18 protein-coding genes are annotated in these 24,067 nt (G+C 59.4%); 1 reads left to right on the top strand and 17 read right to left on the bottom strand.

Annotation, left to right across the window (positions count from 1 at the left end):
• Nucleotides 1-5 precede the first annotated feature (5 nt).
• The 3 genes from CLG94_RS03840 to CLG94_RS03830 form a co-directional block, all read right to left on the bottom strand.
• Nucleotides 6-845 carry a c-type heme family protein gene (locus CLG94_RS03840; protein WP_107561656.1) on the bottom strand — a complete coding sequence of 280 codons (840 nt, stop codon included), beginning with the start codon at nt 843-845 and terminating at the stop codon, nt 6-8.
• A complete protein-coding gene (locus CLG94_RS03835) occupies nt 838-1,536 on the bottom strand; it encodes a cytochrome c3 family protein (RefSeq protein ID WP_107561566.1) in 699 nt (232 codons plus the stop codon). The genes CLG94_RS03840 and CLG94_RS03835 overlap by 8 nt, the downstream gene beginning before the upstream one ends.
• Before the next feature lie 962 nt (nt 1,537-2,498).
• Nucleotides 2,499-3,983 (bottom strand): porin, encoded by a 1,485-nt coding sequence (locus CLG94_RS03830; RefSeq protein ID WP_107561565.1) that lies wholly within the window; start codon nt 3,981-3,983, stop codon nt 2,499-2,501.
• Nucleotides 3,984-4,298: 315 nt separating this feature from the next.
• Between CLG94_RS03830 and metH the strand changes: the two genes are divergently transcribed.
• Complete coding sequence (gene metH / locus CLG94_RS03825; protein ID WP_107561564.1) at nt 4,299-7,991, top strand: methionine synthase; 3,693 nt, start codon at nt 4,299-4,301, stop codon at nt 7,989-7,991.
• A 308-nt stretch (nt 7,992-8,299) separates the two neighbouring features.
• Here the strand turns inward: metH and smbP are convergent, their stop codons facing one another.
• From smbP to CLG94_RS03750, 14 genes are all read right to left on the bottom strand, one after another.
• Nucleotides 8,300-8,638: a small metal-binding protein SmbP gene (smbP, locus tag CLG94_RS03820; protein WP_107561563.1), complete on the bottom strand. Its 339-nt coding sequence runs from the start codon at nt 8,636-8,638 to the stop codon at nt 8,300-8,302.
• 174 nt (nt 8,639-8,812) lie between these two features.
• On the bottom strand, nt 8,813-10,357 hold the full coding sequence (locus CLG94_RS03815; protein ID WP_161954009.1) for a PepSY domain-containing protein: 1,545 nt from the start codon (nt 10,355-10,357) through the stop codon (nt 8,813-8,815).
• An 11-nt stretch (nt 10,358-10,368) separates the two neighbouring features.
• Nucleotides 10,369-12,744: a TonB-dependent receptor family protein gene (locus CLG94_RS03810; RefSeq protein ID WP_107561561.1), complete on the bottom strand. Its 2,376-nt coding sequence runs from the start codon at nt 12,742-12,744 to the stop codon at nt 10,369-10,371.
• 57 nt (nt 12,745-12,801) lie between these two features.
• Nucleotides 12,802-13,704 (bottom strand): energy transducer TonB, encoded by a 903-nt coding sequence (locus CLG94_RS03805; RefSeq protein WP_107561560.1) that lies wholly within the window; start codon nt 13,702-13,704, stop codon nt 12,802-12,804.
• Nucleotides 13,701-14,120 (bottom strand): ExbD/TolR family protein, encoded by a 420-nt coding sequence (locus CLG94_RS03800; RefSeq protein WP_107561559.1) that lies wholly within the window; start codon nt 14,118-14,120, stop codon nt 13,701-13,703. The genes CLG94_RS03805 and CLG94_RS03800 overlap by 4 nt, the downstream gene beginning before the upstream one ends.
• A complete protein-coding gene (locus tag CLG94_RS03795) occupies nt 14,117-14,719 on the bottom strand; it encodes a MotA/TolQ/ExbB proton channel family protein (RefSeq protein WP_161954008.1) in 603 nt (200 codons plus the stop codon). The genes CLG94_RS03800 and CLG94_RS03795 overlap by 4 nt, the downstream gene beginning before the upstream one ends.
• A 10-nt stretch (nt 14,720-14,729) precedes the next feature.
• A complete protein-coding gene (locus CLG94_RS12975; protein ID WP_153062387.1) occupies nt 14,730-14,936 on the bottom strand; it encodes a hypothetical protein in 207 nt (68 codons plus the stop codon).
• 738 nt (nt 14,937-15,674) lie between these two features.
• Complete coding sequence (locus tag CLG94_RS03785; protein ID WP_107561556.1) at nt 15,675-15,893, bottom strand: helix-turn-helix domain-containing protein; 219 nt, start codon at nt 15,891-15,893, stop codon at nt 15,675-15,677.
• Nucleotides 15,894-16,173: 280 nt separating this feature from the next.
• On the bottom strand, nt 16,174-16,473 hold the full coding sequence (locus CLG94_RS03780) for a hypothetical protein (RefSeq protein WP_107561555.1): 300 nt from the start codon (nt 16,471-16,473) through the stop codon (nt 16,174-16,176).
• Between the two features lie 7 nt (nt 16,474-16,480).
• Entirely contained in the window at nt 16,481-17,554 is a 1,074-nt protein-coding gene (locus tag CLG94_RS03775; RefSeq protein ID WP_107561554.1) for a CopD family protein, read from the bottom strand.
• Complete coding sequence (locus CLG94_RS03770; protein WP_107561553.1) at nt 17,551-17,964, bottom strand: copper resistance CopC family protein; 414 nt, start codon at nt 17,962-17,964, stop codon at nt 17,551-17,553. The genes CLG94_RS03775 and CLG94_RS03770 overlap by 4 nt, the downstream gene beginning before the upstream one ends.
• The gene (locus CLG94_RS03765) at nt 17,930-18,913 is read right to left on the bottom strand and encodes a hypothetical protein (RefSeq protein ID WP_107561552.1); all 984 of its coding nucleotides are present in this window, start codon (nt 18,911-18,913) and stop codon (nt 17,930-17,932) included. The genes CLG94_RS03770 and CLG94_RS03765 overlap by 35 nt, the downstream gene beginning before the upstream one ends.
• Nucleotides 18,914-19,653: 740 nt before the next feature.
• Nucleotides 19,654-22,737: an efflux RND transporter permease subunit gene (locus tag CLG94_RS03755; RefSeq protein WP_107561550.1), complete on the bottom strand. Its 3,084-nt coding sequence runs from the start codon at nt 22,735-22,737 to the stop codon at nt 19,654-19,656.
• Between the two features lie 18 nt (nt 22,738-22,755).
• Nucleotides 22,756-23,964, bottom strand: coding sequence for an efflux RND transporter periplasmic adaptor subunit (locus CLG94_RS03750; RefSeq protein WP_239993112.1), 1,209 nt, complete (start codon nt 23,962-23,964; stop codon nt 22,756-22,758).
• Between the last annotated feature and the right edge of the window lie 103 nt (nt 23,965-24,067).

Here is a 24,067-nt window from a genome sequence, read left to right as displayed (position 1 = left end):
CCCCCTTATTTGTTCGTTGCGGACCCCGATTGGGGCTTGCTTGCCAGCGAACTGAGCGCCGCCAAGGTTTGTGGGGCTGTGCGCCTGGCAATTTCCCCCATGAACACCTCGGAGCTCGGCAGGAAATAACCCTCGACCGGCCAGTGTTCGCCAATGGCAGGGGGATTGGCGAATTTTTGCGCCTTTTCCAGGTAAGACTCGTAGGCCTCCTTGAAGCCTTGGCGTAAGGCTACGAGTGTGCGGAGCAACTCATCCATGGACACGCTGCCGCTTGGGTACATCCAAGTGGTCGCGCCCATCACATCATTGAGCTTCCAATCGTGCTTCGGTGATTGTTCGTGCTTGTTATGGCATTGGATGCAGCCCTCGACGACCGCCAAATCGCTGAACATGGCTACCCTCATTTGAATGTCTGGCAGGAAGAAGAATTGCGGCTTGAGGGTTTGCTTGACCACCTGGAATTTTTCCAATTGCAGCCCCTCGAAGCGGTTAGCCGAGTTGATGGGATAGTCAGAACCTAGGAACAGACTGAGCGGCGTCGGATTCTTTTCCAGACTTCTCGCCGTCTCGCGCAGAAACAACGCAGGCAAAGGGCCGGCCTCCACGTCCGCATCGCGCCAACGCTCGTCGAACTTCAAGCCATTCTGTTTACCCGCGCCGACAACTTCCTTGGTCCACATCGCCCTCACCACGTCGTTTTCCACCTTGAGAATTTCAAACATCCGTTCTACCGGGATGGGCGCGTCGGTGGCCTTCTCTTCTAATGGCGGCGGGGCGCTGACAAATAGGTATACGCTTAAGGCGCCCAGCGCCAGGCAGGCGATCCAGAAGTGTTGCTTAGCCATCTTGACCATCCTGTTTTGCTTTGTAGTGGAGGGTTGTGCCGTAAGGGGAGGGCCCGCCGTCAAAATAGGCGCGGATTTTCTCTGTCGGCGTTCGCTTGTCGACCGATTTCTCGACCTGCATGATGTGGTTGCCGTGGAAGTCGTGGCAGCCCAGGCAGGAGTCCCATTGCTTGGCGGCGATCAGGTCCGCATGGGGCACGTCGATCGGATCTTTCTTTAACCGGGTATCCTTGTGGCAGTTAACGCAATAGTTGGTCTCCGCCAAAGTGACACGCCGGCCCTGGTGCTCGGCGTGGCAGGAGACGCACTGATGGGGGCGCAGCTTTTCCCGGGCCTGGCTGAAACGGGGCTCGAGGAAGCGATAGACCGGGTGGCGGTCATTGGGCCGCTCGTGACAGGAGAGGCAGTTCTCATTACTCACGGGAAGTCGTCCAAAGAAGGGGCCGGGCCCTTCGCGCCGGCCAAAGGCGTGGCGCAGGTTGGCCTGAATCTGCTGACGGAAGCTGCCAGGTGCGTTTTTGTGGCAAGCCCCGCAGGCAAGTTTGCCGTGGCCTGTATTCATGGTTCCTTTAGCATGAAACCATTCCCCGACGGGGACTACAGTAAATGCCAGGATCGCAAGTCCAAAACAGAAGCCGGTCAAATAGGCGCGATTTTGCCATTTCCTGGCACTTCCAGTTTTCGCTCTCATAGCCACCACCTCAAGCTACGCGCAAGGAACGAATGCTGATGCATTAGACCTTACTGTGCCTGCGTGTAGCTTACCGGTGGCGAAAACAACCAAGGAATTGTCATGGCCACTGGGGCCACCCACATACATCTTACCTGAATTTTGCGCGATGGCGATGAAATGTGAGTGAAAAATCATCTGGGAGCCTTGGTAGGATTGGCTGAAAGCGAAATCGGTCGATCCGAAAGGTGGTAACCCAGATGGCTTATCCCAATAATAGCGGGAAACGGACTGGCAGGCAAGCGGGAAACGAGGCGAGGGATGGGCGAAAATAGGAAAATAGGGCCAGACCCAATACTGTCCGGCACATAATTTGCCGTTGCTGAGCATGGAGCAAGAAAACAGGTGAGATTTCTTCCTGACGGAATACTCCTTAAAAAAGTTTCATTAACCTCTTCATTTTTGCTGGACTCACGCGTTTTTTAATGTGATCTGCCACGGCATGGAGCAATCCATAACCGTAAATGTTCAGCAAATCCGATAGCTGCTTGCTGCCAATCCCGACTGGCACCGCACCCGCCTCTCTTTGGAGATTTGCAGGTTGTGGAGCTGGCAAATCCGCACCTCCAATACTACACAGTCACTCCACCACAGCCTAAACGCGCCCACAACCACGTACCCAAGAACAGCGATAGACTTCGCAACTACCCGATTCTTACCGTCATTGCGAGCACCCGCAGGGTGCGCGGCAATCTCAGTACAACAATGCGAGATTGCTTCACTGCGTTCGCAATGACAACTTTCTATCGCTGTTCTGGGGTGTTGCGGTTGCACATTTGATCGCTGACACTGCCGCCTTGATATCTTCTCTCCGTGCGGCCGTACCAGGATCAATTCTGCCACCTATTCGGCGAATACCTCAGCGTCACCCTAGGTTTCACCACGCCGAACTCCGGCTGAAACCTGCCACACACAGGTGCGGCTTAGAACTGGACCATCAGCTCGGCGATCCCTTGATGAGCGTTACCGCCGGAACTATTGCTCATCCCGACGATATTCTGCTTTTGGGCGAGGTCGGTGATAATGTAGTTCCCTCGCAGCCGGACGCTGGGGTTGATGTACCATGCCAGACCTACGGTCCCAGAACGCAACTCCATCGGCTGCTCTACGGTGCCCAAAGCCTTATTAAATCCCCCGCTGTTATCATCGACGCGCACGTGCTCGTAGCGGAGGTTGGTCAGTAAACCATTGCGCTTATTGCCGAAGATCCAGTACCCGATCGACCCATACCCACCCTGCACGATAAGGTTCTCGAGATTGCCACCGCCAACATCCAATCCGTCACGATCCTGTGAGGCGTAGGCGTACTCACCCTTGATCACAAACGGGTAGAAGTCGAACACGATGTCGCCGCCGCCAGTAATTCGATCTCCGTTGATCCGAAAGCCGTTCTGGGTCCCGCCGACGCCGTTGCCAGCCAGCCTGACGCCGGTCGGACCAACCGGGTTGAAGTTCTCAAAGCCGCCGACGACCCTCGTCACGCCGTTCGCATCGGTAGCGCCATTACCCCTCACAAGCCGAAATTCTCGCTGATCGACATTCAGACCGATGGTGAGAGTTCCGAAGGGCATAGGGGGTGAAAAGGCCACTCGACCGGTGAACTCTTTATCACCGTCGTTGTCTATGGGGCACTGATCGACCCGGCCGCAGCCGTTATAGATCCCCACCCCGTAGTAGACAGGCATGTTGGCGAGTTTCAGATTGCCCTCGACGGTGGCCCCAAGCTGCTGGTCCGGGGACAGCGCCCTGGAGATGACCGCCCGCTCGGCGAAGTCCAGGCCCCGAGAGGAGGTGAGCATCTCGAGACCGAATCGGGGCTTGTACTGCCCTACGGTCACCTTTGCCCACGGCGCATATGTGTAGCTGCCCCAGCCCTGTTGGAGCCGCGTGCCGATGGAACCGCTTGCGGTCTCTGACTCGATGTAGAAGCCAAAGTCATTGAAGATCTGGCCGCTCACGACGAGTCGAGTGCGGCGCAGCCGAAATGTGCTCGGGTCGTGCCGTGCCAGCCCTGCTGCCGTCAATCCAGCGGGGAACTCTTCTTCATTTCGCGCCCCTTCCACTTGCATCCAAGTCTGGACGTACCCGCTCAGGTTCAGTCGGAACTGGCCATCGGCTGACTTCAGGAAGAACCCTTTTCCGGGCTCATACCCGGTGAGCAGTGACGAGGCTGCGGCATCTGCGGCCTTCTTCTCCACCTCCATCACGCGCCTGTCGATCTCTGCTTGTTGCGCGGTCCGGTCTTGCCGCAGGCGGTGCATCTCCTGCTGCAACTGCTGCAGCGACTTCTGCTGCGTCTCAAATACCTGCTCGAGCTCTGTGAGCTTATCGGCCCACGCGGGAGCAGGGGCGAGCAGCAAGGCGCTGCCCAAGACGACACCGCGAACCCACCAACTTCTATGAACCATGATTCTCCTCTGTCCGTGTTGTTCTAAAGTGAATAACGGCGTCACCGTTCCAGCACCTCCGGTAGTACCGGAGACGTTACATTATGGTCGAGATAGATCATGAGGTGACGTATTCTAGCTTGCTGCAGGAGAAAGTGCAAGGCTTGCACGCTTCCGATCCGATCACGCAACTGACCATGGATGCCCAAAGGGCTCGCCTTGCGAGGACTGGGAGAATCCAGTATAGTGAGCACGCTTGACTTGCGGGGGCGCTGGTGACGGTTGTGGGCGAAATGGGCAGCGGAGAGCTGAGCAGATGTGAGGTATGGCATTCAAATGACTGAAGCGTCAGATCGGTTGATAGCGTTTGAGCAGATGTTGCGGCGTCGCATCGTCATTCTTGACGGCGCGATGGGTACGATGATTCAAGCGCATAAGCTGGAGGAAGCCGACTTTCGGGGGCAACCATTTGCCAACCACCCCTGCGATCTCAAGGGGTGCAACGACCTGCTGTCCATCACGCAGCCGGCCATCATTGAGGCGATTCATCGCCAGTATCTGGAAGCTGGCGCCGATATCATCGAAACCAACACGTTCAATTCCACGTCGATCTCGATGGCGGATTATCGGTTGGAATCGCTGGCCTATGACCTGAATGTCGCCGGCGCGAGAGCAGCGCGCAAAGCCGCCCTGGCAGTGATGGCGACAGACCCGAGCCGCCCGCGCTTCGTGGCCGGCGCGATCGGTCCGACGAATCGCACGGCATCGATGTCGCCCGATCTCCATAACGCTGCCTTCCGTGCCGTTACCTTCGATCAGTTGGTCGCAGCCTATACCGAGCAGGTCCGTGGGCTCCTGGACGGCGGAGTGGATATCCTGTTGGTAGAGACGATCTTTGACACGCTGAACGGTAAGGCCGCGCTGTTTGCCATCGATCAGTACCTCGAGGAACTTGGCCGACGCGTACCGGTCATGGTCTCGGTGACCATTACGGATCGTAGCGGTCGCACGCTCGCCGGGCAAACGGTAGAAGCTTTTTGGAACTCCATTGCCCACATGCCGCTGCTCTCGGTAGGCATCAACTGCGCGCTTGGGGCGAAGCAGATGCGCCCGTACGTCGAGGAGCTCGCTCAGATTGCCCCGGTACTCCTGAGCTGCTATCCCAACGCCGGCTTACCCAACGCGTTCGGGGGGTTCGATGAAACACCGGCCATCATGGCTGCTGACCTGAGCGACTTTGCGAGGAGCGGCTGGCTCAACATCGTCGGTGGCTGCTGCGGCACGACCCCGGCTCATATTGAGGCGATTGCGACGGCAGTGCAGGACTTTCAGCCGCGCATTCCCCCTCAACCTCAGCCGCACACCCGATTAAGCGGTCTGGAGCCATTGACGGTTTGTCCCGGCGTGGGTTTCGTTAATATCGGGGAGCGGACCAATGTCAGCGGGTCCACGATGTTTGCCAAGCTCATTCGGAACGGCGAGTACGAGGCCGCCGTCTCCGTAGCGCGCCAACAGGTCGAGGGCGGCGCCCAGATCATCGATGTCAACATGGATGAGGGCATGCTGGACTCGAAAGAGGCGATGGTGACGTTTCTGCACCTGGTCGCCACCGAGCCTGACATTGCGCGGGTGCCCATCATGATCGATAGCTCCGACTGGTCGGTGATTGAGGCGGGGCTGAAGTGCGTACAGGGCAAGCCGGTGGTGAACTCACTCAGCCTCAAAGAGGGCGAACAGGTGTTCATCCAGCGGGCCCGGCTCATCAAACGATATGGGGCTGCGGTCGTGGTCATGGCCTTCGATGAGCTTGGGCAGGCCGATACACTACAGCGCAAGATCGAGATCTGTGCCCGCGCATACCGGATTCTGACCGAGACGGCCGGGTTGCCACCACAAGACATCATCTTCGATCCGAACATTCTGACGGTGGCGACCGGGCTTGAGGAGCATAACAACTACGCGGTCAACTTCATCGAGGCATGCCGCTGGATCAAGGCCAACCTGCTTCACTGCAAGGTCAGCGGCGGGATCAGTAACATTTCGTTCTCGTTTCGTGGGAACAATCTGATCCGCGAGGCGATGCACTCGGCATTCCTATACCATGCCATCCAGGCCGGCCTGGATATGGGGATCGTGAATGCCGGGCAACTGACGGTCTACGAGGAGATTCCCAAGGACCTGCTCGAGCTGGTTGAAGACGTGCTGCTCAACCGTCGTTCCGATGCGACCGATCGGCTGGTGAGGTTTGCGGAGACTGTGACACAGCAGGGTCAGGTTGCCGGCAAAGACGAGGCCTGGCGACGGGGAACGGTCGAAGAACGGCTCACACATGCGTTGGTGAAGGGGATCGTGGAGTATATCGAGTCGGACGTGGAAGAAGCGCGGCAGCAGTATGACAGGCCGCTTCAGGTCATTGAGGGTCCGCTAATGGCCGGCATGAACCTCGTCGGCCAACTCTTCGGCTCCGGGCAGATGTTCTTGCCGCAGGTGATCAAAACCGCGCGTGTCATGAAAAGGGCGGTGGCCTACCTCCTACCCTTTATTGAGGCCGCGCACCTGGCATCTGACAGTAAGCGCAAACAGCGGAAAGTCCTCATGGCCACCGTGAAGGGAGATGTGCACGATATCGGCAAGAATATTGTCGGGGTCGTGCTCGGATGCAACAACTATGAGATTATCGACCTGGGGGTGATGGTGCCGTGCGACACGATCCTCAAGACCGCCCGGGAACAACAGGTGGATATTATTGGTCTGAGCGGGCTGATCACCCCGTCGCTCGATGAGATGGCGCACGTAGCGCGGGAGCTGATGCGAGAAGGGCTTCACGTTCCGCTCTTGATCGGCGGCGCGACTACCAGCAGAACCCATACGGCCGTGAAAATCGCTCCACTCTATGACCAGCCGGTGGTCCACGTCTCGGATGCCTCCCGGGCCGTGGGGGTCGTCGGTCATCTCTTAAGCCAGGAACAGCGATCGGCGTTTGTCGAAAGCAATCGAGTTGACCAGGAGCGGGTGAGACAAGCGCACCAAGACCGCGATCTGAGGGCGTTGCTCACGCTTACCCAGGCGCGAGACCGGAAACACCCCATTGATTGGGGGGTAGCAGACATCCCAAAGCCGTCCTTCACTGGTATCCGCGTGCTGGACGAGTTTCCGCTCGACCAGATCGTGCCATTGATTGATTGGACGCCGTTCTTTCATGCGTGGGAGGTGCGGGGCCGGTACCCTGAGATCTTACAGAAGCCCAAAGCCATGGAGCTGTTCGAGGATGGCCAGCGCTTGCTGGAGCAAATTGTCAGCCAGCGCTGGCTCACCGCGCGGGCGGTCTATGGGTTCTTCCCGGCGAACAGCGTGGACGACGATATTGAACTCTACACGGATGACTCGCGGTCGCAGGTGCTGGCGACCTTTCACACCCTCCGTCAGCAACTACACAAGGCCGAAGGGCAGTGTAATCTGGCGCTGGCCGATTTTATCGCGCCCAGATCGACCGGACTCCCGGACCATCTCGGCGCGTTTGCCGTGACGACCGGCCACGGGCTCGATGTCCTCTGCAAGCGATATGAAGCCTCCTATGACGACTATACCTCTATTCTAGCCAAAGCGTTGGCCGATCGCCTGGCGGAGGCCTTCACGGAATGCCTGCATCGCCGGGTTCGAGCAGAGTGGGGGTATGGAGTCGGAGAACAGCTCAGCAACGAGGATCTGATCCGAGAGAGGTATCGTGGGATCCGTCCTGCTCCTGGCTATCCAGCCTGTCCGGATCACTCTGAGAAACAAATGCTCTTCGATCTTCTACAAGCGGAGCGCAACGCCGGTATGTACCTGACAGACAATTGCGCGATGGTTCCGGCCAGCTCGGTGAGCGGGTTCTACTTTTCCCATCCTGAGGCGATCTACTTTGCGGTCGGAAAAGTCGGACGGGATCAGGTGTTGGACTACGCCAGGCGCAAGCAGATGGATGTGCGGACGGTTGAGCGCTGGCTTTCGCCGAACCTGAATTATGATCCGGATTCCGCGGGCCAATAAAAAGGGCTCATGGCGGGACGGTGTGGATTACAGCTTCGGCCCCCCATCCTAACCTTCCCCCTCGCAGGGGGGAAGGGGCAGATCCACCCACACTTTTGACCTCCTCCTACCCCTCACGCCTTACGCCCATCCCCCCTCCGAGGGGAGGATTCCCTCTCAGACCTCCTCCCCCCTTGAGGGGGAGGATTAAGGTGGGGGGTAGGGATAAAGCCACCCCACCTCCTGCTATGAGCCATGAAAAAGGCAATGGGCAGGAAGGAGACCTTCTTGCCCATTGCATCTCTCTCGAATCGAGTAGAGAGGCGTTCTTACTTTACTGCTTTGAGGTGTCCGAGCGCCCCCTCAGCGGCCTTGGTCGCGATATCGGCGTGATTCGCCTTGCCGTGCTCAACGGCCCCCTTCAATTCCTTAATAGCCGCAGCCGTATGAGGATTGGCCTTTGCCTTCTCGGCTGCCTCGGCATGCTTCAAGGCTTCCGTCGCGTGCGTTGCTAACACATCTGCATGCCCCGCTTTGCCGTGCTCGACGGCTGCCTGGGTATGCTCGGTCGCCTCTACCAGATGGGACTTTTCAGCCCAAGAGACACCAGTTCCCACGAAAGCTACCGCACCCAGGATCAATGCTGCTGCTGCAAGTCTCCGCCTCATCCTGACTTCCTCCTCGTGATAGATTGCCCACTTTCCCCTTTAACGCGCTTGTTCCTCCATCGAAGCTCCTGAACACATCATGTTGCAGAAGCCTGGTAACTCTACCATAGAGATTTTTCAAGTGTCAAGGTGGGCGAAAAGTTCGGCGCTTACCACTGATCGGTTCATCAATGCTTAACGCCACTTGACCCGCCACCAGCGGATGAGTCCGGTCACGAGCAGCGTCGTGGCCAGGACCGCAAAGAGATCGTTCAGCCACTTCCAGTGTTCCCAGAAGATCATCCCATCGTGAAGCCTATTAAGGACGTAGTACCACGGCACGCCATCCTCCATGGGCTGGGTCAGCTCGATCTGGCCACTGACCTGACCCGATCGATCCGTCATCACCACCGTCTTCCCCTGATGGAGCCATCCGATCTGGCCGTCCTCCAGCCGTGTGATGTCGCGGGCCATGTTGGCATGGCGGTCCGAGAGCTTGAGCCACTCGGCCCCGTCTTGCTGCCTGAGATAACTGCCGCCGCCCATCCAGCCGCCTATGTAGACCCGCTCCCCAAAGCGGCGAAGCCTTCGGGCTGCTGGTATTCGCTCGGTACCAGCCTGCTCTGCCAACCAGGTGCGGCCTTCGTCCTTGGACGTGAAGAGCCCGATCCGAGTCCCGATGGACAGCTTCTCCGGTTGACCCGGATACCCGATAACCGCCTCAATCCACCCGTCCCAGGCATTCAAGTGGTACACAGGGGGATGGAACATCGCGGGGATTCGTACCCTTCCGAGCCAATCACCTAGCTCTCGATGCCCAAAGAGGATGCCAGTAATGGCGAGATAGAGGAGCGGCACAGCGGCGCACAGCCCGATCAATGGGCCATGGAGGCGAAACAGCCAGATGAGAATCTTGCGTTTGGTTTCGACGCGAATCTGACCGCAGTTTCGCCGGCGGTGCCGCCAGTACTTGGGGAAACCCCAATAGAACACCCCGCTCAGCGCCAGGGCGCACAGACCAAGGCTTGCAATATCGTTGAGCAGGAGGGAGGTGTTTCTGGCGAAGAGTCCATTGCCGACGTGCAGGTCGATGACGAGCCGTCGCAAGGAAATCTGGCGCGGTAGCGCATCGGCCGCCGGTGCCTCGAAGCGGAGCCAGTCCGGACGGTCCGGTTCGTCGGTGCGCAGTTGGAATATCCGGCTTCGATCCGCCGCTCCGTACAGTTCCGCATGGCTCGCCCCTGCCGTTAGCGCCGTAATCCTCTGTCTCTCCATCCCGGCTTTCACAAGCGTCTTGCCGCCATCCTCCGACGTCCATAACCCATCATCCGTTCCGATCCAGAGCCGATTCCAGCCGTGCTCCGGGTCCGGTTCAACCGCAAAGACCTGGACCTGCCCACCCTCGTCCCCGATCACCCGTGTCCGCTGCCAGCTCTTGGCCCCGTCCTCCGTGACCCACAACCCACGCGATCCCGCAGCTACCTGATGCATCGGCCGATCCGGATTGACCTGTAGGATCTGAATCACGGTCCGACTGAGACTCGTCACCGATTCAGGCAACACGCGTTCTGAAACGGTCGAAAACCACATCCACCGCCACTCCTTGTGATCGAGAAGGAAGCCGGTCGCCCCGAGCACGCACAGCCAGACAGCCGAGATCAGGCCCGCCCATTTGTGAAGCTTGAGGATGGTCATCCTCCGGTACCAGCGTGTCCGTTTTCGGACCGGCTTCCTCTCCATCTCCATCCTTCCTAAAATCTGAGCTTGAGGCCGGCAAAATAGGATCGCGGCTGGCCGGCGAAAAAGGCCTGCTTTGACGTCGCCAGATTGGCCGGCGTATCGCTGAGCGCATCGGCCACGACGTTGGCGCTTGCCATGTAGGTTGCGTCGAACAGATTCTGAATCTCAAAGAAGGCCGACATCGATCGGACAAAGGGGATCGTGACCTCGCGGTCGTAATGGAGGTTCAGGTTCACCAGTTGGTAGGGCTCAGTCTTCAGCGTGTTGCTGTTGTTCACGAAGTAATCGTTCAACCAGTTGACCTCCAGCCATCCGCCCGCCCCGCGCCACCACTCGCTGCGATGGCTTGTGTCGTACGCGATCCTCGCGTTCAGGAAATGCCGTTCAACGCCCGGGATCTTATTGCCGCTCCTATCGAAACTCTTGTACGCTGCACTGGAGCAGATACTTTCCGTAAACTCTGTGTAGATGTGGTCGTTGAAGGTGTATGCGGTTGATACCTTCGCCCCCGCGAATGGCCGCCAGGCCAGCTCCGCCTCGATCCCGCGATGCTCGGCGTTGGGGGCGTTACTGGTAAAGGACGACATGCCCGCGCCGGGCGACTGTCGGACGAATTCGTTGAAGTAGAACTCGTAGTAGCCCGTCAGGCTTGCCGTGACAGTCGGCAGGGGTCGGACATCGATCCCCAGCTCCACCCCGACATTGCGCTGCGTCTTCAAGCCGGTATTGTTCCCCGCGAGCCCTGTCGTAGCCGTAGTCAGATCGCCGATCCCCGGGATGCCGTAGGCGGTCGCTACCCGCCCACGGATCTGGAGGTCCGGGTTTACGCGATAGATCACCCCTGCCTCCGGCGCCACATTTATGAAGTCGCGACTCACATCGACCCTGCTGAGCGGGGCGGTCGTGCTGTTGCGGGATCGGACTGTGGTCCGGATCTCCGAGCCCTCCACACCCACCCCAAGGTACCCGATCCATCGCGGCGAGAACTGGACCTCCTCCCGCACTCGACCCCCGATATTGCGGATGTGGCCTCGGGAATTGGCCTGCAAGTCGCCGCGGCTGCCATGGTAGTCGGCCAGGTTGAAGAAGTTGCTCGATTCCTGCTCCATGTAATTGAAGAAGAAGCCTGCATAGTGTTTCGCCGCAAGGCCCCACAGGGTTCCTTCCCGGGTGATGTCGCCATAGGCGTTAAAGCTCGGATTCTCGTTATCACCTATCGTTCCGAAGGTCTGGTTAATGTCCTTGTAATCATAGCTCCCCAGGAGGCGGAACCCGGTCTGCGCGTCCAGTTGATGTTCGTATCGGGCGCCGACAATCGTGCGATTATCGTTTCTCCCCTGGCGCGCCTGCTCGGCGGTGACGAAGCCCTTGCCGGTCACAAAGGTTCGCCCTGCGCTCAGTGGATTGGCTCGAAATTCCGCCAGCGTCAGGCGGCTTGGAGTCCTGGTGTCAATGTCATTATTGATGAACTTCAGCGTGATCGATCGCTTCTCATCCGGGGTGAAGGTGGCCACCAGGTTTTCAGTGGTGGTGTGGAATTTGCTGTTGCCCAGGAAGCCGTCACCCCGGACGTGGCTTCCAAAGAGGGAGTACTCGAGCTTGTCGAGCTGATCCCCGATCTGGACGTAGTGGTTCGAATAGCCGTAGCTCCCGCCCTCATTCCCTACCTCAACGCCTCGAATGTCGCGCCCTTTGCGGGTGCGGAAATTGACCACGCCTCCGAGGGCGTAGTTGTCATAGAGTGACGATGAGGGCCCTCGCAGGACATCGACCCCCTCATAGGCATGGGGATCGTTCAGGTCCGTCCGCGAGAGGCCGTCCGGTTGGGTGGCTGGAAACCAGTCATCGAAGACCTTGATGTTCCGGATGCCGAAGGTGGTCTTGGCGCCGGACCCTCGAATGGAGATGCCCACATCACGGGGTCCGTTCCCCTGCGAGAGGGTGACTCCTGGGGTGGCCTCGAGTAGCTCCCTGACGCTGAAGGCCCGCGCGTCCTCTATGTCCTCCTGCTCAACCGTGCTGACGGTCCGGCCAACCGGCTTCTCCTCCATCCGGGTGGCGAGCACCTTGACAGGCTCCAGGACCAACGGTTCGCCTGGAGTCGGAGGGGCCACTGGCTGACTCACAGTGGCTGCAGGGGCAGGTGGGGCGGCTCTAACCTTCTCCTCCGGATCAAGCGCCTGAAGCTCCTTCTCGATCTGCTCCAACTGGCCCAGAAGCTCCTGACGTCGCTGTGCCTTCTGAGCTACCTGCTGGGGATCCGGGGTGGCCTGGAGCTGGGCCCAGACGACTCGTTCACCCGCGAAGGCGCTCCATGCCATGAATGTTGTCAGCCCCACAAGGGCTGCTGTACGCCTGCACGTGTGTCTATCGTCGCCTCGTTCCATCGTTGTCTCCTCCTGTATGAACGTCCATGGGGCTACCTGTGAGAATCAGCCCGACCCTCACCATTTTTTCAACCTGAACTCCACAGGGAGGACGACCCAGACGGCGACGACCCGGTGGCCTTTTCTTGCCGGTTCGAAGCGCCATCGCCTGACCGCCTGGACGGCCGCGTGGTCGAGATCCACGTGACCGGACGATCGCTCAATCGTGACGCTGGCCACACCGCCATCGGCCTGAACCAGGAATTTGAGGAGAGCCGTCCCCTCGATGCCGGTCCGCCGGGCCGACTCCGGATAGCGGGGGGTGACCTGGTAGCCGCCCTTGAGCTTCCTGCCGTCGATCAGGCCGCCATCGTCGATACCTGCCCTCCCCCCACCAGCCGCCTTGTAGGCAGGAGAATAGCCATCCGTCCGAGCAGACGCCACGACGCCAACCCCCGCTGCAACAGTATTGCGATTGATCTGCACCGTCCCGCCGGCAGCTTGGTGACCGATCAACGCCTGTGTATCCTGCCTCACAGTGACGATCTGCCCGGAGTTGTCTTCTGCTACACTTGCCGGAAATGCTCGCGTCGATGCGGCGGCGGCCTTCAGTTCTACAACAGCCTCAGGCGGCAGTAGCGGCATTGGTGGCTGTTCGCGTGGCACTGACGACTCGTGTGACGGCGTCTGTACCACCTGCGGCGTCTCGATGTTGGGATTAGATGGAAGAGCAGTGGGATTTGCAGGCGACGAGGGGACGCCAGGAGTTCGGAGCCGGTCCTTCAATATCCGCCCAGTGTGCAGCGTAGATCGCTGAGGCGCCGGCGCGTCAGCCTCTCCGACTGTGATGATCTCAATGGGGAGCCGCATCTCTAAGGGGGCGGAGAGGCCCAGACCCGGCACGAGCGAGGTAAGGGCCAGCAATGAGAGGTGGATCAGGCCGGAGGCCACAGCGGGACCTCTAAACGAATGGACCTTCACTCCTCACGCCTCATCTGATTCGGCTTCACCGCGATCGCCAGCCTGTTCGAGCCGGCCCACCTGGCGATATCCATTGCCTCCACGACGCGCCCGTGCGACACCGCCTCATCCGCGCTGAGGACCACCGTGAGTTCCGGGTTCACCTCGAGCAACTCCTTCAGCCGCCCTCGAAGCTGATCGAGCGAAATGGGTTGCTTGTCCAGATAGAGCTGTCCATCTTTTGTGAGCGTGACCGCCGCATGATCACGCACGCCCTGCTGCCCCGTTCCCGCCTTAGGAAGATCGATTGGCATCCCCCGATAGACGGCCATCGACAGCGACGACATCATGAAGAAGACCAGGAGAAAGAAGACCGTGTCGATCATCGGGATGATCTCAATGCGCGCTTTCGGTGGTGGGCGGCGGGGAAGCTTCACCGGGAGGCCTCCTTCAGCAGCAGCTCAAGGTGCGAGCCGTCGCGTTCCATGGCATCAAGTATACGTTCAGCCTTGGCGCTGAAATAGTTGTACGGGACCAGGGTGACAATCGCGATGGCAAGTCCGGTCGCCGTGGCAATGAGGGCCTCCGCCACGCCCCCGGTAATAGCATGGGGCTGATTGATCGCGCCTGAGGCCATCACCCCAAACGCGCTAATCATCCCGGTCACGGTACCGAGCAGGCCGAGCAGGGGGGAGAGGGTGATGATCGTGTCGAGGGCTGGAAGGTATCGCCTGAGCCGATCTCGCTCCTTCAGCGCCGCGACCCCCATAGCTTCTGCCGGAGCGGGATTCCGATGCGCAATCCCCGCAGCCAGGACCTTCGCGATGGGGCAGTCGGAGGATGCCCCCAGGTGGAGGGCCTCATCCCAGTTCCCTTGTGCGGCCAGGTTAAGCATGCGCCGCGCCGCATCGACGCGTCGGAGGCGCCACCAGAACAGCGCCCGTTCGAGGACTACGGCCAGCCCGGTGATGGAGCAGGCCAACAGGGGGATCATGACGGGCCCGCCTTTCGCCAGAAACGTTATCATTGCAGCCATATCTGACTCCTCACGTTGTACCTTTCCCACATTGTTGATGACACTGAGATCCCCCTGTCCTTGCATTCAGCGTGAGCCTGCGGCTCATGCCGATCACCAACCCCCACAGCGCCGCCAGGTGCTCGCGCTGCGGCTCGAGTGTGATGTCATTGTCGAGGATGCGGAGCGCTTCAACGAAGTAGTCGCGCGATGGGTGGACTCTCTTCTCGTGGGACATGTGTTGGCTCATGATTTGACGCGATCTTCCGACGGGCGCAGTCTTCACGATGACACCTCCAGTTCCTCCGTCATTCCCACGTAGGAGTATAGCGAGCGAAAAGATATAGCGACGCTGATGCGAGCCAGGGCTGTAGCCCATGGCGCCCATAACGACATGATTCGTTCCCAGGACCTACCAAAGTCCTAGAAAAGGCTCAGGCGTCTTGGTTCACGCGAGATAATTGTGTCGTGTGCTGGTTCGAGTACTCGAGTGGAAAGACTTATGCGAAGGCGAGCAGGGGTGGGGAACGGCCGGTCAGCCTGATAGGGCAGGGCTCGGGACTGAGCCGCACCAACGGGAGGAAGACGAGCAGTACAGCCGCCGCCAACGGCAGGGAGACCCCTGACGATGGCACATGGGGGGAGACGGTTTTGTAAACCCACTCACAGACAGAACTGAGACGATTATCGGTCTGGCCTTGGAGGTGTGTATCATGGGGATGGACTAGACATAGAATGAGGAACGCATTGACCAGCAGATAGAGACAGAGCGCTGAGACCGCAAGGGGCCTCAGAGGCCGAGATTCGTGGGATGATCTATTCAAGCGCGCCACTGGTGAAGCTCCGTCTCCTTCGGCAGACGACACTGAGCAGGAACATAGTTCACGACCCTTTCTACTTCTTCCGGACGAGCGTGTCTACTGATGCTTGCTCATGGCTGCTACAAATACTCCGTGCTGACCAAGCCGCTCGTAGGTCATCGCGGCTGCAGTATCCGATGGCTCTTACTTACCTCGGCGTCCCAAGTCCGGTTCTGCTCGATCAGCGCAGCCACAGAGGTCTGAAAGATGCGGAGACTCCCTTTCCCTATCTTGGTTGCATCCAATCGGCCTTCCTGCACCCAGCGATAAATGGTCCAACGGCTGACGGTCAGCAGTATCGCCGCTTCATCGACGCGCAATAAACACTTGTCCATAGTGGTTACTCCTCCCAAAGACCCATCAATGCAATTCTGCCTAAGCGATCAGCAGTCAGCGTTCAGCTTCTGATAGTTCCTTCGCCTTGGCTGAGTTGTCGGGTTACGCTGCGCTAACCCGACCTACGGTTACGGCTGAGCAATACCCCATGCGCCGGTGGCGTGCCACTCCAATCTCCTTCCCTTTGTAGGGGCAGGCCTTGTGCCTGCCCGGATTGGGCGACCACAAGAGTCGCCCCTACGCTGAGGGCTGGAGACCTTCTAACCAATGGCGTGAAGTTTAGGCAGTGAAAGAAGGGGGAGCGCGTCCCTGGACAGGAGCGAGACATGCGATAGAAGGATCAGTAAAGAGGGCTCCTGGAATGATCTCCAAGAGCAGAGCAGGTTTCTCGATGGCCACGGACTCGACGGCGGTGCCGGCCAGATGTGCGGAGGCCGACGCAACCCCGCACTTGGTCGCCTGGTTGAGATGACCGAGGTGGTGCACCGAGTGGAGCGCGGCTGCGAACGCGAAGAGCGAAAGGATCAGGACAAGAGCAAGTGCTTCAATGGGCCGTGCGCGGGGCCGCTTCGCTGTCAACACTCATCTACCTTTGCGTTGATGGTGGCATTGGCGTTGGCGTGTGGTGCGCCGGCGGATGGCCGCCATTATGCTCAAGGGACTTGAGGTGTTCGAGGTGGCGTACATGGCGGGCCGGCATGAGTTGGGTGAGGAGGGCTGAACAGGCTAGCGCCACGACGACCAGCATCCACTCCAGCCGGATGAACCGGGAGAACTGGGACTGGGGCATCCTGGTGAACCGACGGATCGTCCTGAAGATCAGTCCCTCGGCCCTGCCGGACCTGTGCAGCAGTAGGGCGAGAAAGTAATACCGGTTGACAGCCGCTATAATTAAGACGCCGCCCACAAGTAGGAGCTTGACCAGGAGAGTCCAGCCGTACGCAGCGTCGACGAGAGCCGAGATGGAGCCCACCTGCAACCAGGAGTTGTAGAGCCCGGTCGCTAGAAAGACGGCGACGCAGCCGGCCGCCATCCTGGAGAATGGCCTGGCAATTGAAGAGAGGCCTTGCACCATGTCTTCCATACTTGGCGTTGCGAGGGAACGCTTGAGCACGAACCCGAATGTGAACAGTCCGCCGGTCCAGATCGAGACCGCCAGGAGGTGGAACCAGTCGATCAGTACCGGAACCGTCACATCGCCCCTGTCAGCCGCGTGGCCTGAAAGGGTCGTTGTGAGCGGGACGAGGGATGCCGCAAAGAAGGAGGTCCTAGTGAACCGTGGGCTTGCGGCGACCCCCAGCAGCCTCAGCCACCAGGCAATGCCAAGCAGTCCCAGGAGGCTAATTCGCGCGATCCAGACGGTTCCATAATGGGTGTTCCGAAGGACCAACGGAAGTGCGAAGCCCAATGTGGCTAGACCGCTGCCGCTCATCATCAACGTCCTCAGGATCAGATCCGCAAGGCTCGTGAGCGCCACGAGTACTAGCGAGCCTGCTTGGACCCGGCGAAAGTGTCTCTCGATGATCGGGTAATCCTGTCGTGATAACAGGCTTGGTGGGAGGATCAGTGACTGAAACGCTAACCCGCCGACTAGCGTCATGAGGCCCATGAACTCCAGCCAGCGGACGAAGATGTGGAGGAGGGTATGCGAGCCGATCATGGGCTCGGCCCGATGCTGAACGGGAAATCGCCTTCGGTGCGGTGACCATCGTGGGCGACGACGTTCCAGAATACCCGATATTTTCCCAGCGGCAGGGATGGAAGACTCACTTCCAGAATGTTGTGATCCGACGGGTTCACTCGCCCGTCCCCCGCATCGACCCGCTGTTTGTCGGCATTCATGACTGTGATTGTGCTGAAGAGTGGCTCCATCACCCCGTCAAACCAGATCCTGACCTGGGCAGGCGGTTTATTCACCGTCCACCCCACCCGTGGCTCCGAGTGGTCCGGGAACACGTGGCTCCAAGCCGACGTGGCCACGAGGAGCAGCCCTACCGCGAGAGCAGTAGAGCTGCTCCAGAGCCTTGGCAGCCGGTTATCGCGGCAGCGTTTGGGGGCCCAAGACGCCATGGAAAGGTGTCCAGGTGAAAATGTCAGGCGCGATATCGTCGAGGAAGAAATGGACCATCCCTAAGACCCCCACGCGGTCGCCGGAGGTATCGTTCAAGGGGACTTGCGCCGAGACTGCGAGCTCGAAGTACCTACCAGCCCAAACCAGTCCTGGGTTGGCAAAGGCGGTGTGGCTTCCCTTCTCAGGCCCGCTGATCATGGTTTCTCCATTGAACTCCACGACGGGGAACATGCGGTTGAACGGCCAGGAGAGCCCCACGTCTTTTACAAATGATTGCAGATACGGGATACTGTACATCACGGAAACTCCCCAGGCAAAGGCGTGCTGGGCATCTTCTTCTCTGTCATTACGGTTTGTGCGCAAGTCGAAGCCAAGCGACGTTGTGACCGCAATCGGCTTGAGCCAGTCGGCCCAGTCCGGAAGATCGCCGAACCCCTTGCCGATCTGAATGGCCGGGCTGACGGTTGTCCCAGAGAGCCTGCCGACAGTCTTGCCCCCAACTCCGCCTGGCGAAACATTCAGAGCAACGGTGGCGGCCAGTTCACGCAACGGGTCCCGAATAAATTGGTAGCGAAGCATGAACTCCGGATTCGCCCAGCCGTGCAACGTATCAGGCGACCCCTCATGGTGGCCTTCTTCCTCATGGTGCCCTTCCTCGCCGCGGGGTCTCAGGATCATGCGTGTGCCGCCAAGCCCGATGGCCAAATTCGGGGTCAACCGCTTGGTAATCTCCATCTCTATCTCAGTCTCTAGGGCGTGGGGGTCCCTGATGTGGCCGACCGCGATACCTGCCTCGTCAGAGACAAACGAGTCCTCGACAACAATCGTCGTTGGGAAAAACCGCTTTCCCACGATGCCGTGGGCCCAACCGGCGGCCGGCAACGCGATCACGATAGCAATGCCCAACACTAACGAACACGCACTACGCCAACTGGTCGCCTGATGCATGATCTTCCCTCCTGAACGCGAATCGCGCGTTGATAGAGACATGCCGATTACGTGTGACGATGCATGACGACATAAGTCCAAGCAGTTTGTCATTCCGGGCTTGACAAGCCTGCCCCGTACTTGATACGGGGGAATCCAGCAGCTTTCCGACTGGATTCCCGCTCCCGGCTTAGAACGTGCCGGGACAGGCTTCGCGGGAATGACGTCCATTGTTGTGACTTACGATGTAACGTATAACAATTCCGTCGAAAGCAGGTCCGCTGAGCGACAGAAACGTCGATTGAGGCGAGTTACGCGAGGCAGAGCTGGGGCGGGGATCGACCAGTACGCTTGATGATCTGGAACTGGGAAGAGCGCGGGAGGAGCGGCGTCAGGATGAAAAGAGACGCCACAACCACAGGCAGAATCAATATGGCTGATGGCGCATGAGGCGAAACGGTCTTATGGACCCACATACAGATCGAGGCGAGAGGACTATTGGCCTGACCTTGTAGGTGCCCGTTGTGGGGCTGGACGAGACAGTGAGTGAGGAAGGCGTTAAGCAGTAGATAAAGGCCGAAAGTCACAGCCGCAAAAGTTTTGAGGCGCAGGCGAATCAGGGACCCTTCATGCAATCTTTGCATAGAATAATTACCCTATTTCGCTTACCGACTTTAGCATACTCCTATCCTGGGAGTAGACTAGCGAAGCCCGATTGCTGCTGTCAAGTGAAAAGGTAAAAAAAGGATCGCGGGGGGGGGTCAGGTAGAGTCTGTGGCTTCGCGTTCAAACCAGCGATAGAGGCTCGGGAGTACGAAGAGTGTCAGCAGTGTGGAGGTGACGAGGCCGCCGATGACGACCGTGGCCAGCGGGCGCTGGACTTCGGCCCCAACGCCGGTGGACAGGGCCATGGGAACGAACCCAAGGCCCGCTACCAGGGCCGTCATTAAGACCGGTCGTAAACGGATCTCGGCAGCCTTGAGTGCCGCATCAGCAGGGGACAGCCCTTCCTCGCGGAGCTGCAGAATGTAGCTCATCAGGACCACGCCGTTCAGGACGGCCACGCCGAACAGGGCGATGAAACCCACCCCGGCGGAGATGCTGAATGGGAGCCCGCGCAGAGCCAGAGCGGCCACCCCTCCGGTCACCGCCAGCGGGACGTTCAGGAAGATAAGGAGGGCGGGTCGAACGGCGTTGAAGGTCATATAGAGCAGGACAAAGATGAGGAACAGTGAGAGGGGAACGACGATCGCGAGGCGACGGGTTGCGCGCTCCAGATTTTCAAACTGCCCACCCCACTTCATATAGTAGCCAGGCGGCAGTGTGAGGTCTCGGGCAATGCGGGTCTGCGCCTCGCGCACAAACGAGCTCAAGTCACGACCTCTCACATTCGCTTCCACCACGATCCGCCGGCTGATGTCTTCGCGGCTCACCTGGGCCGGCCCCTCCTCGACGCTGACAGATGCCAGTTGCGCAAGGGGGATGAGGGCGCCATTTGGGGCGGCAACGGGCAAGTCCTGAAAGGAAGGGAGATCGGTAGGGCTGCTGCCGACCACTCGGACGACCAGAGGGAACCGTCGCTGCCCTTCAAAAACCGTCCCAACGATCCGGCCCGCGCCGGCTGCCTCCACGGCGGCCAGAACGTCTGCCACATTGATCCCATACCTGGCGATCCGCTGTCGGTCCACCTGAATCCGCAGGACGGGGAGGCCGGCAATCTGCTCGACTCGAATATCCTGGCCACCACCGATCTGTCGCAGGATGTGAGCTGCCCGATCTCCTTTTTCCTTTAAGATCTTGAGGTCATCCCCGAAGATCTTCAGCCCCACATCGGATCGGACCCCTGCAATCAGCTCGTTGAAACGCATCTCGATCGGCTGGGTGAAGCCTATACTGACGCCCGGAACCTCAGACGAGAGGGCGGCAGCAAACTTGGCGATCAGCTCTTCCTTCGTCCGGGCGGACTTCCACTGGCGGCGTGGCCGGAGGCTGACGAAGATGTCGGACAGTTCCATCCCCATGACATCGGTGGCTATCTCCGCCGTCCCGGTCCGCGAGACGACCTGCCGCACCTCCGGAAAGTGCAGAAGGGTGCGCTCGATCTCTAGCGTGCTCTTAAGCGACTCGCTCAGCGCGATGCTTGGCGGGCGCCAGGCCTGGATAGTGATATCACCCTCATCCAGTTGTGGGATGAATTCGCCGCCAAGGAACGGCACAAGTATGAGACTCAAGACGAAGGCCGATGCCGCGACGAGGGCTGTGACTTTCGGATGATGGACGCACCAGGCGAGCCTGGGAAGGTAGAGCGTCTTGGCGCGTCGGAGGAGCCACGAATCGCCCTCGGCGATCGGCCCCCGCAGGAACAGCGAAGCCAGGACCGGCATAAGGGTAAACGACAAGATCAGCGATGCTATGAGGGCGAAGATGACCGTGAAGGCCATCGGTCGGAACATCTTTCCCTCCACGCCCTGTAGTGTGAGGATCGGCAGGTAGACGATCACGATAATGCTAACGGCGAAGAAGATCGGCCGCAGGACCTCACGGCCGGCCCGGAGGATAATGAGAGGACGTTCCTCTCGGCGCACCCCTCGCTCCTTCGCCAGATGCCGGACGATGTTTTCAATCATTACCACCGCGCCGTCCACGATCAGTCCAAAATCGATGGCGCCCAGGCTCATAAGATTTCCGGAAATCCCGGTCTGGATCATCCCCGTAAAGGCGACAAGCATAGAGAGAGGAATGGCCGACGCTACGATCAGGCCGCCGCGGAGGTTGCCAAGGAGCAGGAGCAGGACCGCGATGACCAGCATGGCCCCCTCCAGGAGATTGGTAGTGACTGTCCGGATCACCTTGTTGACGAGGTCGGATCGGTCATAAAAAGGCTCGACGGAGATGCCGGGAGGAAGGGTGGGTAAGATTCGCTCAATCTCTTGTTTGACCAGCTCAGCCACCACGCGCCCATTGCCACCCCAGAGCATGAGCGTCATGGCGATCACCGCCTCGCCCTCGCCATTTCTGGTCGCAGCGCCGATACGGGGCATAGCGTCGATCTTGACCTGGCCCAGTTGCGCAATGGTTATCGGTGTGCCGCCCGGGCCGACCCCCACGACGATGCGCAAGAGATCCTCCGACCGTTCGACCAACCCTTCTCCTCGAATCAGGTATGCTTCGCCGCTGTGCTCGATATAGCCACCGCCGGCAATGGCGTTGTTCTTCTCTAGCGCCTCGAAGACGCGGTCGATAGGGATGCGGTAGGAAACGAGTCGCGCCCGATCGACCATCACATGATACTGCTTGGCATATCCGCCCTCGGCGGAGATCTCGGTGACCCCCGGGACCCCTCGCAGCCGGTAGGCGATCTGCCAGTCGAGGATCTCTCGGAGCTGCATGGGAGTGTAGCCCTCGCCCCTCACCACGAACTGATAGACTTCACCCAAGCCCGTGGTGACCGGTCCCATCTCAGGTGTCCCAAACCCTACCGGGATCTGCCCCTTCGCCGCGCTGAGCCGTTCTGCGATGAGCTGTCTGGCGAAGTAGACGTTAACGTGGTCCTTGAAGACCACGGTCACGGCCGACAGGCCGAACCGGCTCACCGAGCGAAGCTCCTGGAGGTCTGGCAGGCCGCTCATGGCCGCTTCGATTGGGAAGGTGATGGATCGTTCCACTTCAACCGGACCCATTGGCGCCGTCTTGGTGAGGATCTGGACTTGGACGGGGGTGATGTCTGGGACGGCGTCAATGGGCAGATCTTTGAGCGCTACAATCCCACCGACGACTAAGAGCGCGGTGAGGATCAGGACAAGAAATCGGTTCTCCAGAGAAAGCTCAAAGATGCGCTGGAGCATGTGGGATCCTTTCGGAGGTTATTGTCCCTGGGCTAGCTGTTCCTTGAGGAGTTCTGATTTCAGGGAGAAGCTGCCCGTGGTCACGAGATCTTCATCTCCCTTAAGACCTTCGGTGACCTCAACGAGGTCCCCTAATGTGAGCCCAATCTTCACCTTCCGCCGCGCAAAAGTCACAGCGTCGAGTTTGATGAAAACAGACGGCTCCCCATCGATCCGCTGAATCGCCGATGAGGGAATGGCCACAACCGTGGCAGTCCCACCGGTGACTTGGGCCCGAAGCCTGACGGTCGCGAACATCCCGAGCTTCAATTTCCGTTGGGGGTTTGGAATCTCGACCCGTGCCTTGGCGCTCCGTGTCTCAGGATCGAGAAGATCGGCGATATACGCGATGGTGCCACGAAAGGGTTCACCTGGGTACGTCTCTACGGTGATTTCGACTGGGGTTCCGCGATGAACAGCGGCCAGATCTTTCTCGTATATGTCAATCAGGGTCCAAACGCTGGATAGATCGGCGATCGCCAGGATCTCTTTCTCTGGTCCCACCACCTCCCCTGGCGCCCCTTCGCGCTTGATGATCACACCGCTGATGGGCGCCTTGACGAGGGTGTGCGAAGCCTCCCGGCGGTGGGTTTTCTCATGGTCCGCCGAGAGGGCGTCGATCTGCTCATCGGTCATCCCGAAGCGGTACAGCTTTTCCTTAACCCTGGTGATCCGGGCGTGTCGGTTCTCGACCGCTGCCTCAGCGACCCGGGACTCTGTCTCCCGGACATGAACCTCTTTTGCAGCAATCGCCTCTTTTTCCAGGAGCAACCGAGCTCGGTCCAACAAACTCCGTGAGTACTCCAGATGCGCCATGTTTCCGTTGAGGTCGGCCAACTCCGCCAGATAATCCCCGACCGCTTCCCCCAGCTCGATGTTGTCGTACTCGAAGAGTGGGGCGCCTCGGCTCACCGAATCCCCGACCTGCACATGGACCCGCTCGATCCGGCCTTTGGCGATGGGGGCGATATGGGCTACACGGGCCGGGTCCGGTGCGATAGCGGCTGTCGCTTCTATGATCCGGACCCGCGCGATACGCTGCGACCGGGCGGTAGCAAATCCAAACCTGGCCTGAACCTCGGCCGAAATCGTGACCTTGCCATCTCCCTGCTCGGCTTTGGGCTCAACCTTTTTTTCTTCGGGGGTGCGGCCGCAGGCCGCCAGCGCCAGGACTGCCGCAATGATCACCGTCGGCAATAAAGGAGCGCGAAGTGCGAGGTGCGAGGAAAGAGGGGGCAACCCGCCCTTTGGCAAAGGGAGGTGAGGAGGGTTTGTTTGAGAATGTGAACCT

It is taken from the genome of Candidatus Methylomirabilis limnetica, from assembly GCF_003044035.1.
GTDB classification, from domain to species: Bacteria; Methylomirabilota; Methylomirabilia; order Methylomirabilales; family Methylomirabilaceae; genus Methylomirabilis; species Methylomirabilis limnetica.
The sequence above is the reverse complement of the archived record's forward strand: the minus strand, read 5'-3'. Positions and strand labels throughout refer to the sequence as shown.

What these genes read in the sequence shown, in the direction of transcription:
- CLG94_RS03840 (WP_107561656.1), bottom strand. Translation starts at nt 845, where the DNA reads ATGGCTAAGCAACACTTCTGGATCGCCTGCCTGGCGCTGGGCGCCTTA.
- metH (WP_107561564.1), top strand. Translation starts at nt 4,299, where the DNA reads ATGACTGAAGCGTCAGATCGGTTGATAGCGTTTGAGCAGATGTTGCGG.
- smbP (WP_107561563.1), bottom strand. Translation starts at nt 8,638, where the DNA reads ATGAGGCGGAGACTTGCAGCAGCAGCATTGATCCTGGGTGCGGTAGCT.
- CLG94_RS03835 (WP_107561566.1), bottom strand. Translation starts at nt 1,536, where the DNA reads ATGAGAGCGAAAACTGGAAGTGCCAGGAAATGGCAAAATCGCGCCTAT.
- CLG94_RS03795 (WP_161954008.1), bottom strand. Translation starts at nt 14,719, where the DNA reads ATGGCTGCAATGATAACGTTTCTGGCGAAAGGCGGGCCCGTCATGATC.
- CLG94_RS03830 (WP_107561565.1), bottom strand. Translation starts at nt 3,983, where the DNA reads ATGGTTCATAGAAGTTGGTGGGTTCGCGGTGTCGTCTTGGGCAGCGCC.
- CLG94_RS03785 (WP_107561556.1), bottom strand. Translation starts at nt 15,893, where the DNA reads ATGGACAAGTGTTTATTGCGCGTCGATGAAGCGGCGATACTGCTGACC.
- CLG94_RS03755 (WP_107561550.1), bottom strand. Translation starts at nt 22,737, where the DNA reads ATGCTCCAGCGCATCTTTGAGCTTTCTCTGGAGAACCGATTTCTTGTC.
- CLG94_RS03765 (WP_107561552.1), bottom strand. Translation starts at nt 18,913, where the DNA reads ATGCATCAGGCGACCAGTTGGCGTAGTGCGTGTTCGTTAGTGTTGGGC.
- CLG94_RS03815 (WP_161954009.1), bottom strand. Translation starts at nt 10,357, where the DNA reads ATGGAGAGGAAGCCGGTCCGAAAACGGACACGCTGGTACCGGAGGATG.
- CLG94_RS03775 (WP_107561554.1), bottom strand. Translation starts at nt 17,554, where the DNA reads ATGATCGGCTCGCATACCCTCCTCCACATCTTCGTCCGCTGGCTGGAG.
- CLG94_RS03770 (WP_107561553.1), bottom strand. Translation starts at nt 17,964, where the DNA reads ATGGCGTCTTGGGCCCCCAAACGCTGCCGCGATAACCGGCTGCCAAGG.
- CLG94_RS12975 (WP_153062387.1), bottom strand. Translation starts at nt 14,936, where the DNA reads ATGTCCCACGAGAAGAGAGTCCACCCATCGCGCGACTACTTCGTTGAA.
- CLG94_RS03810 (WP_107561561.1), bottom strand. Translation starts at nt 12,744, where the DNA reads ATGGAACGAGGCGACGATAGACACACGTGCAGGCGTACAGCAGCCCTT.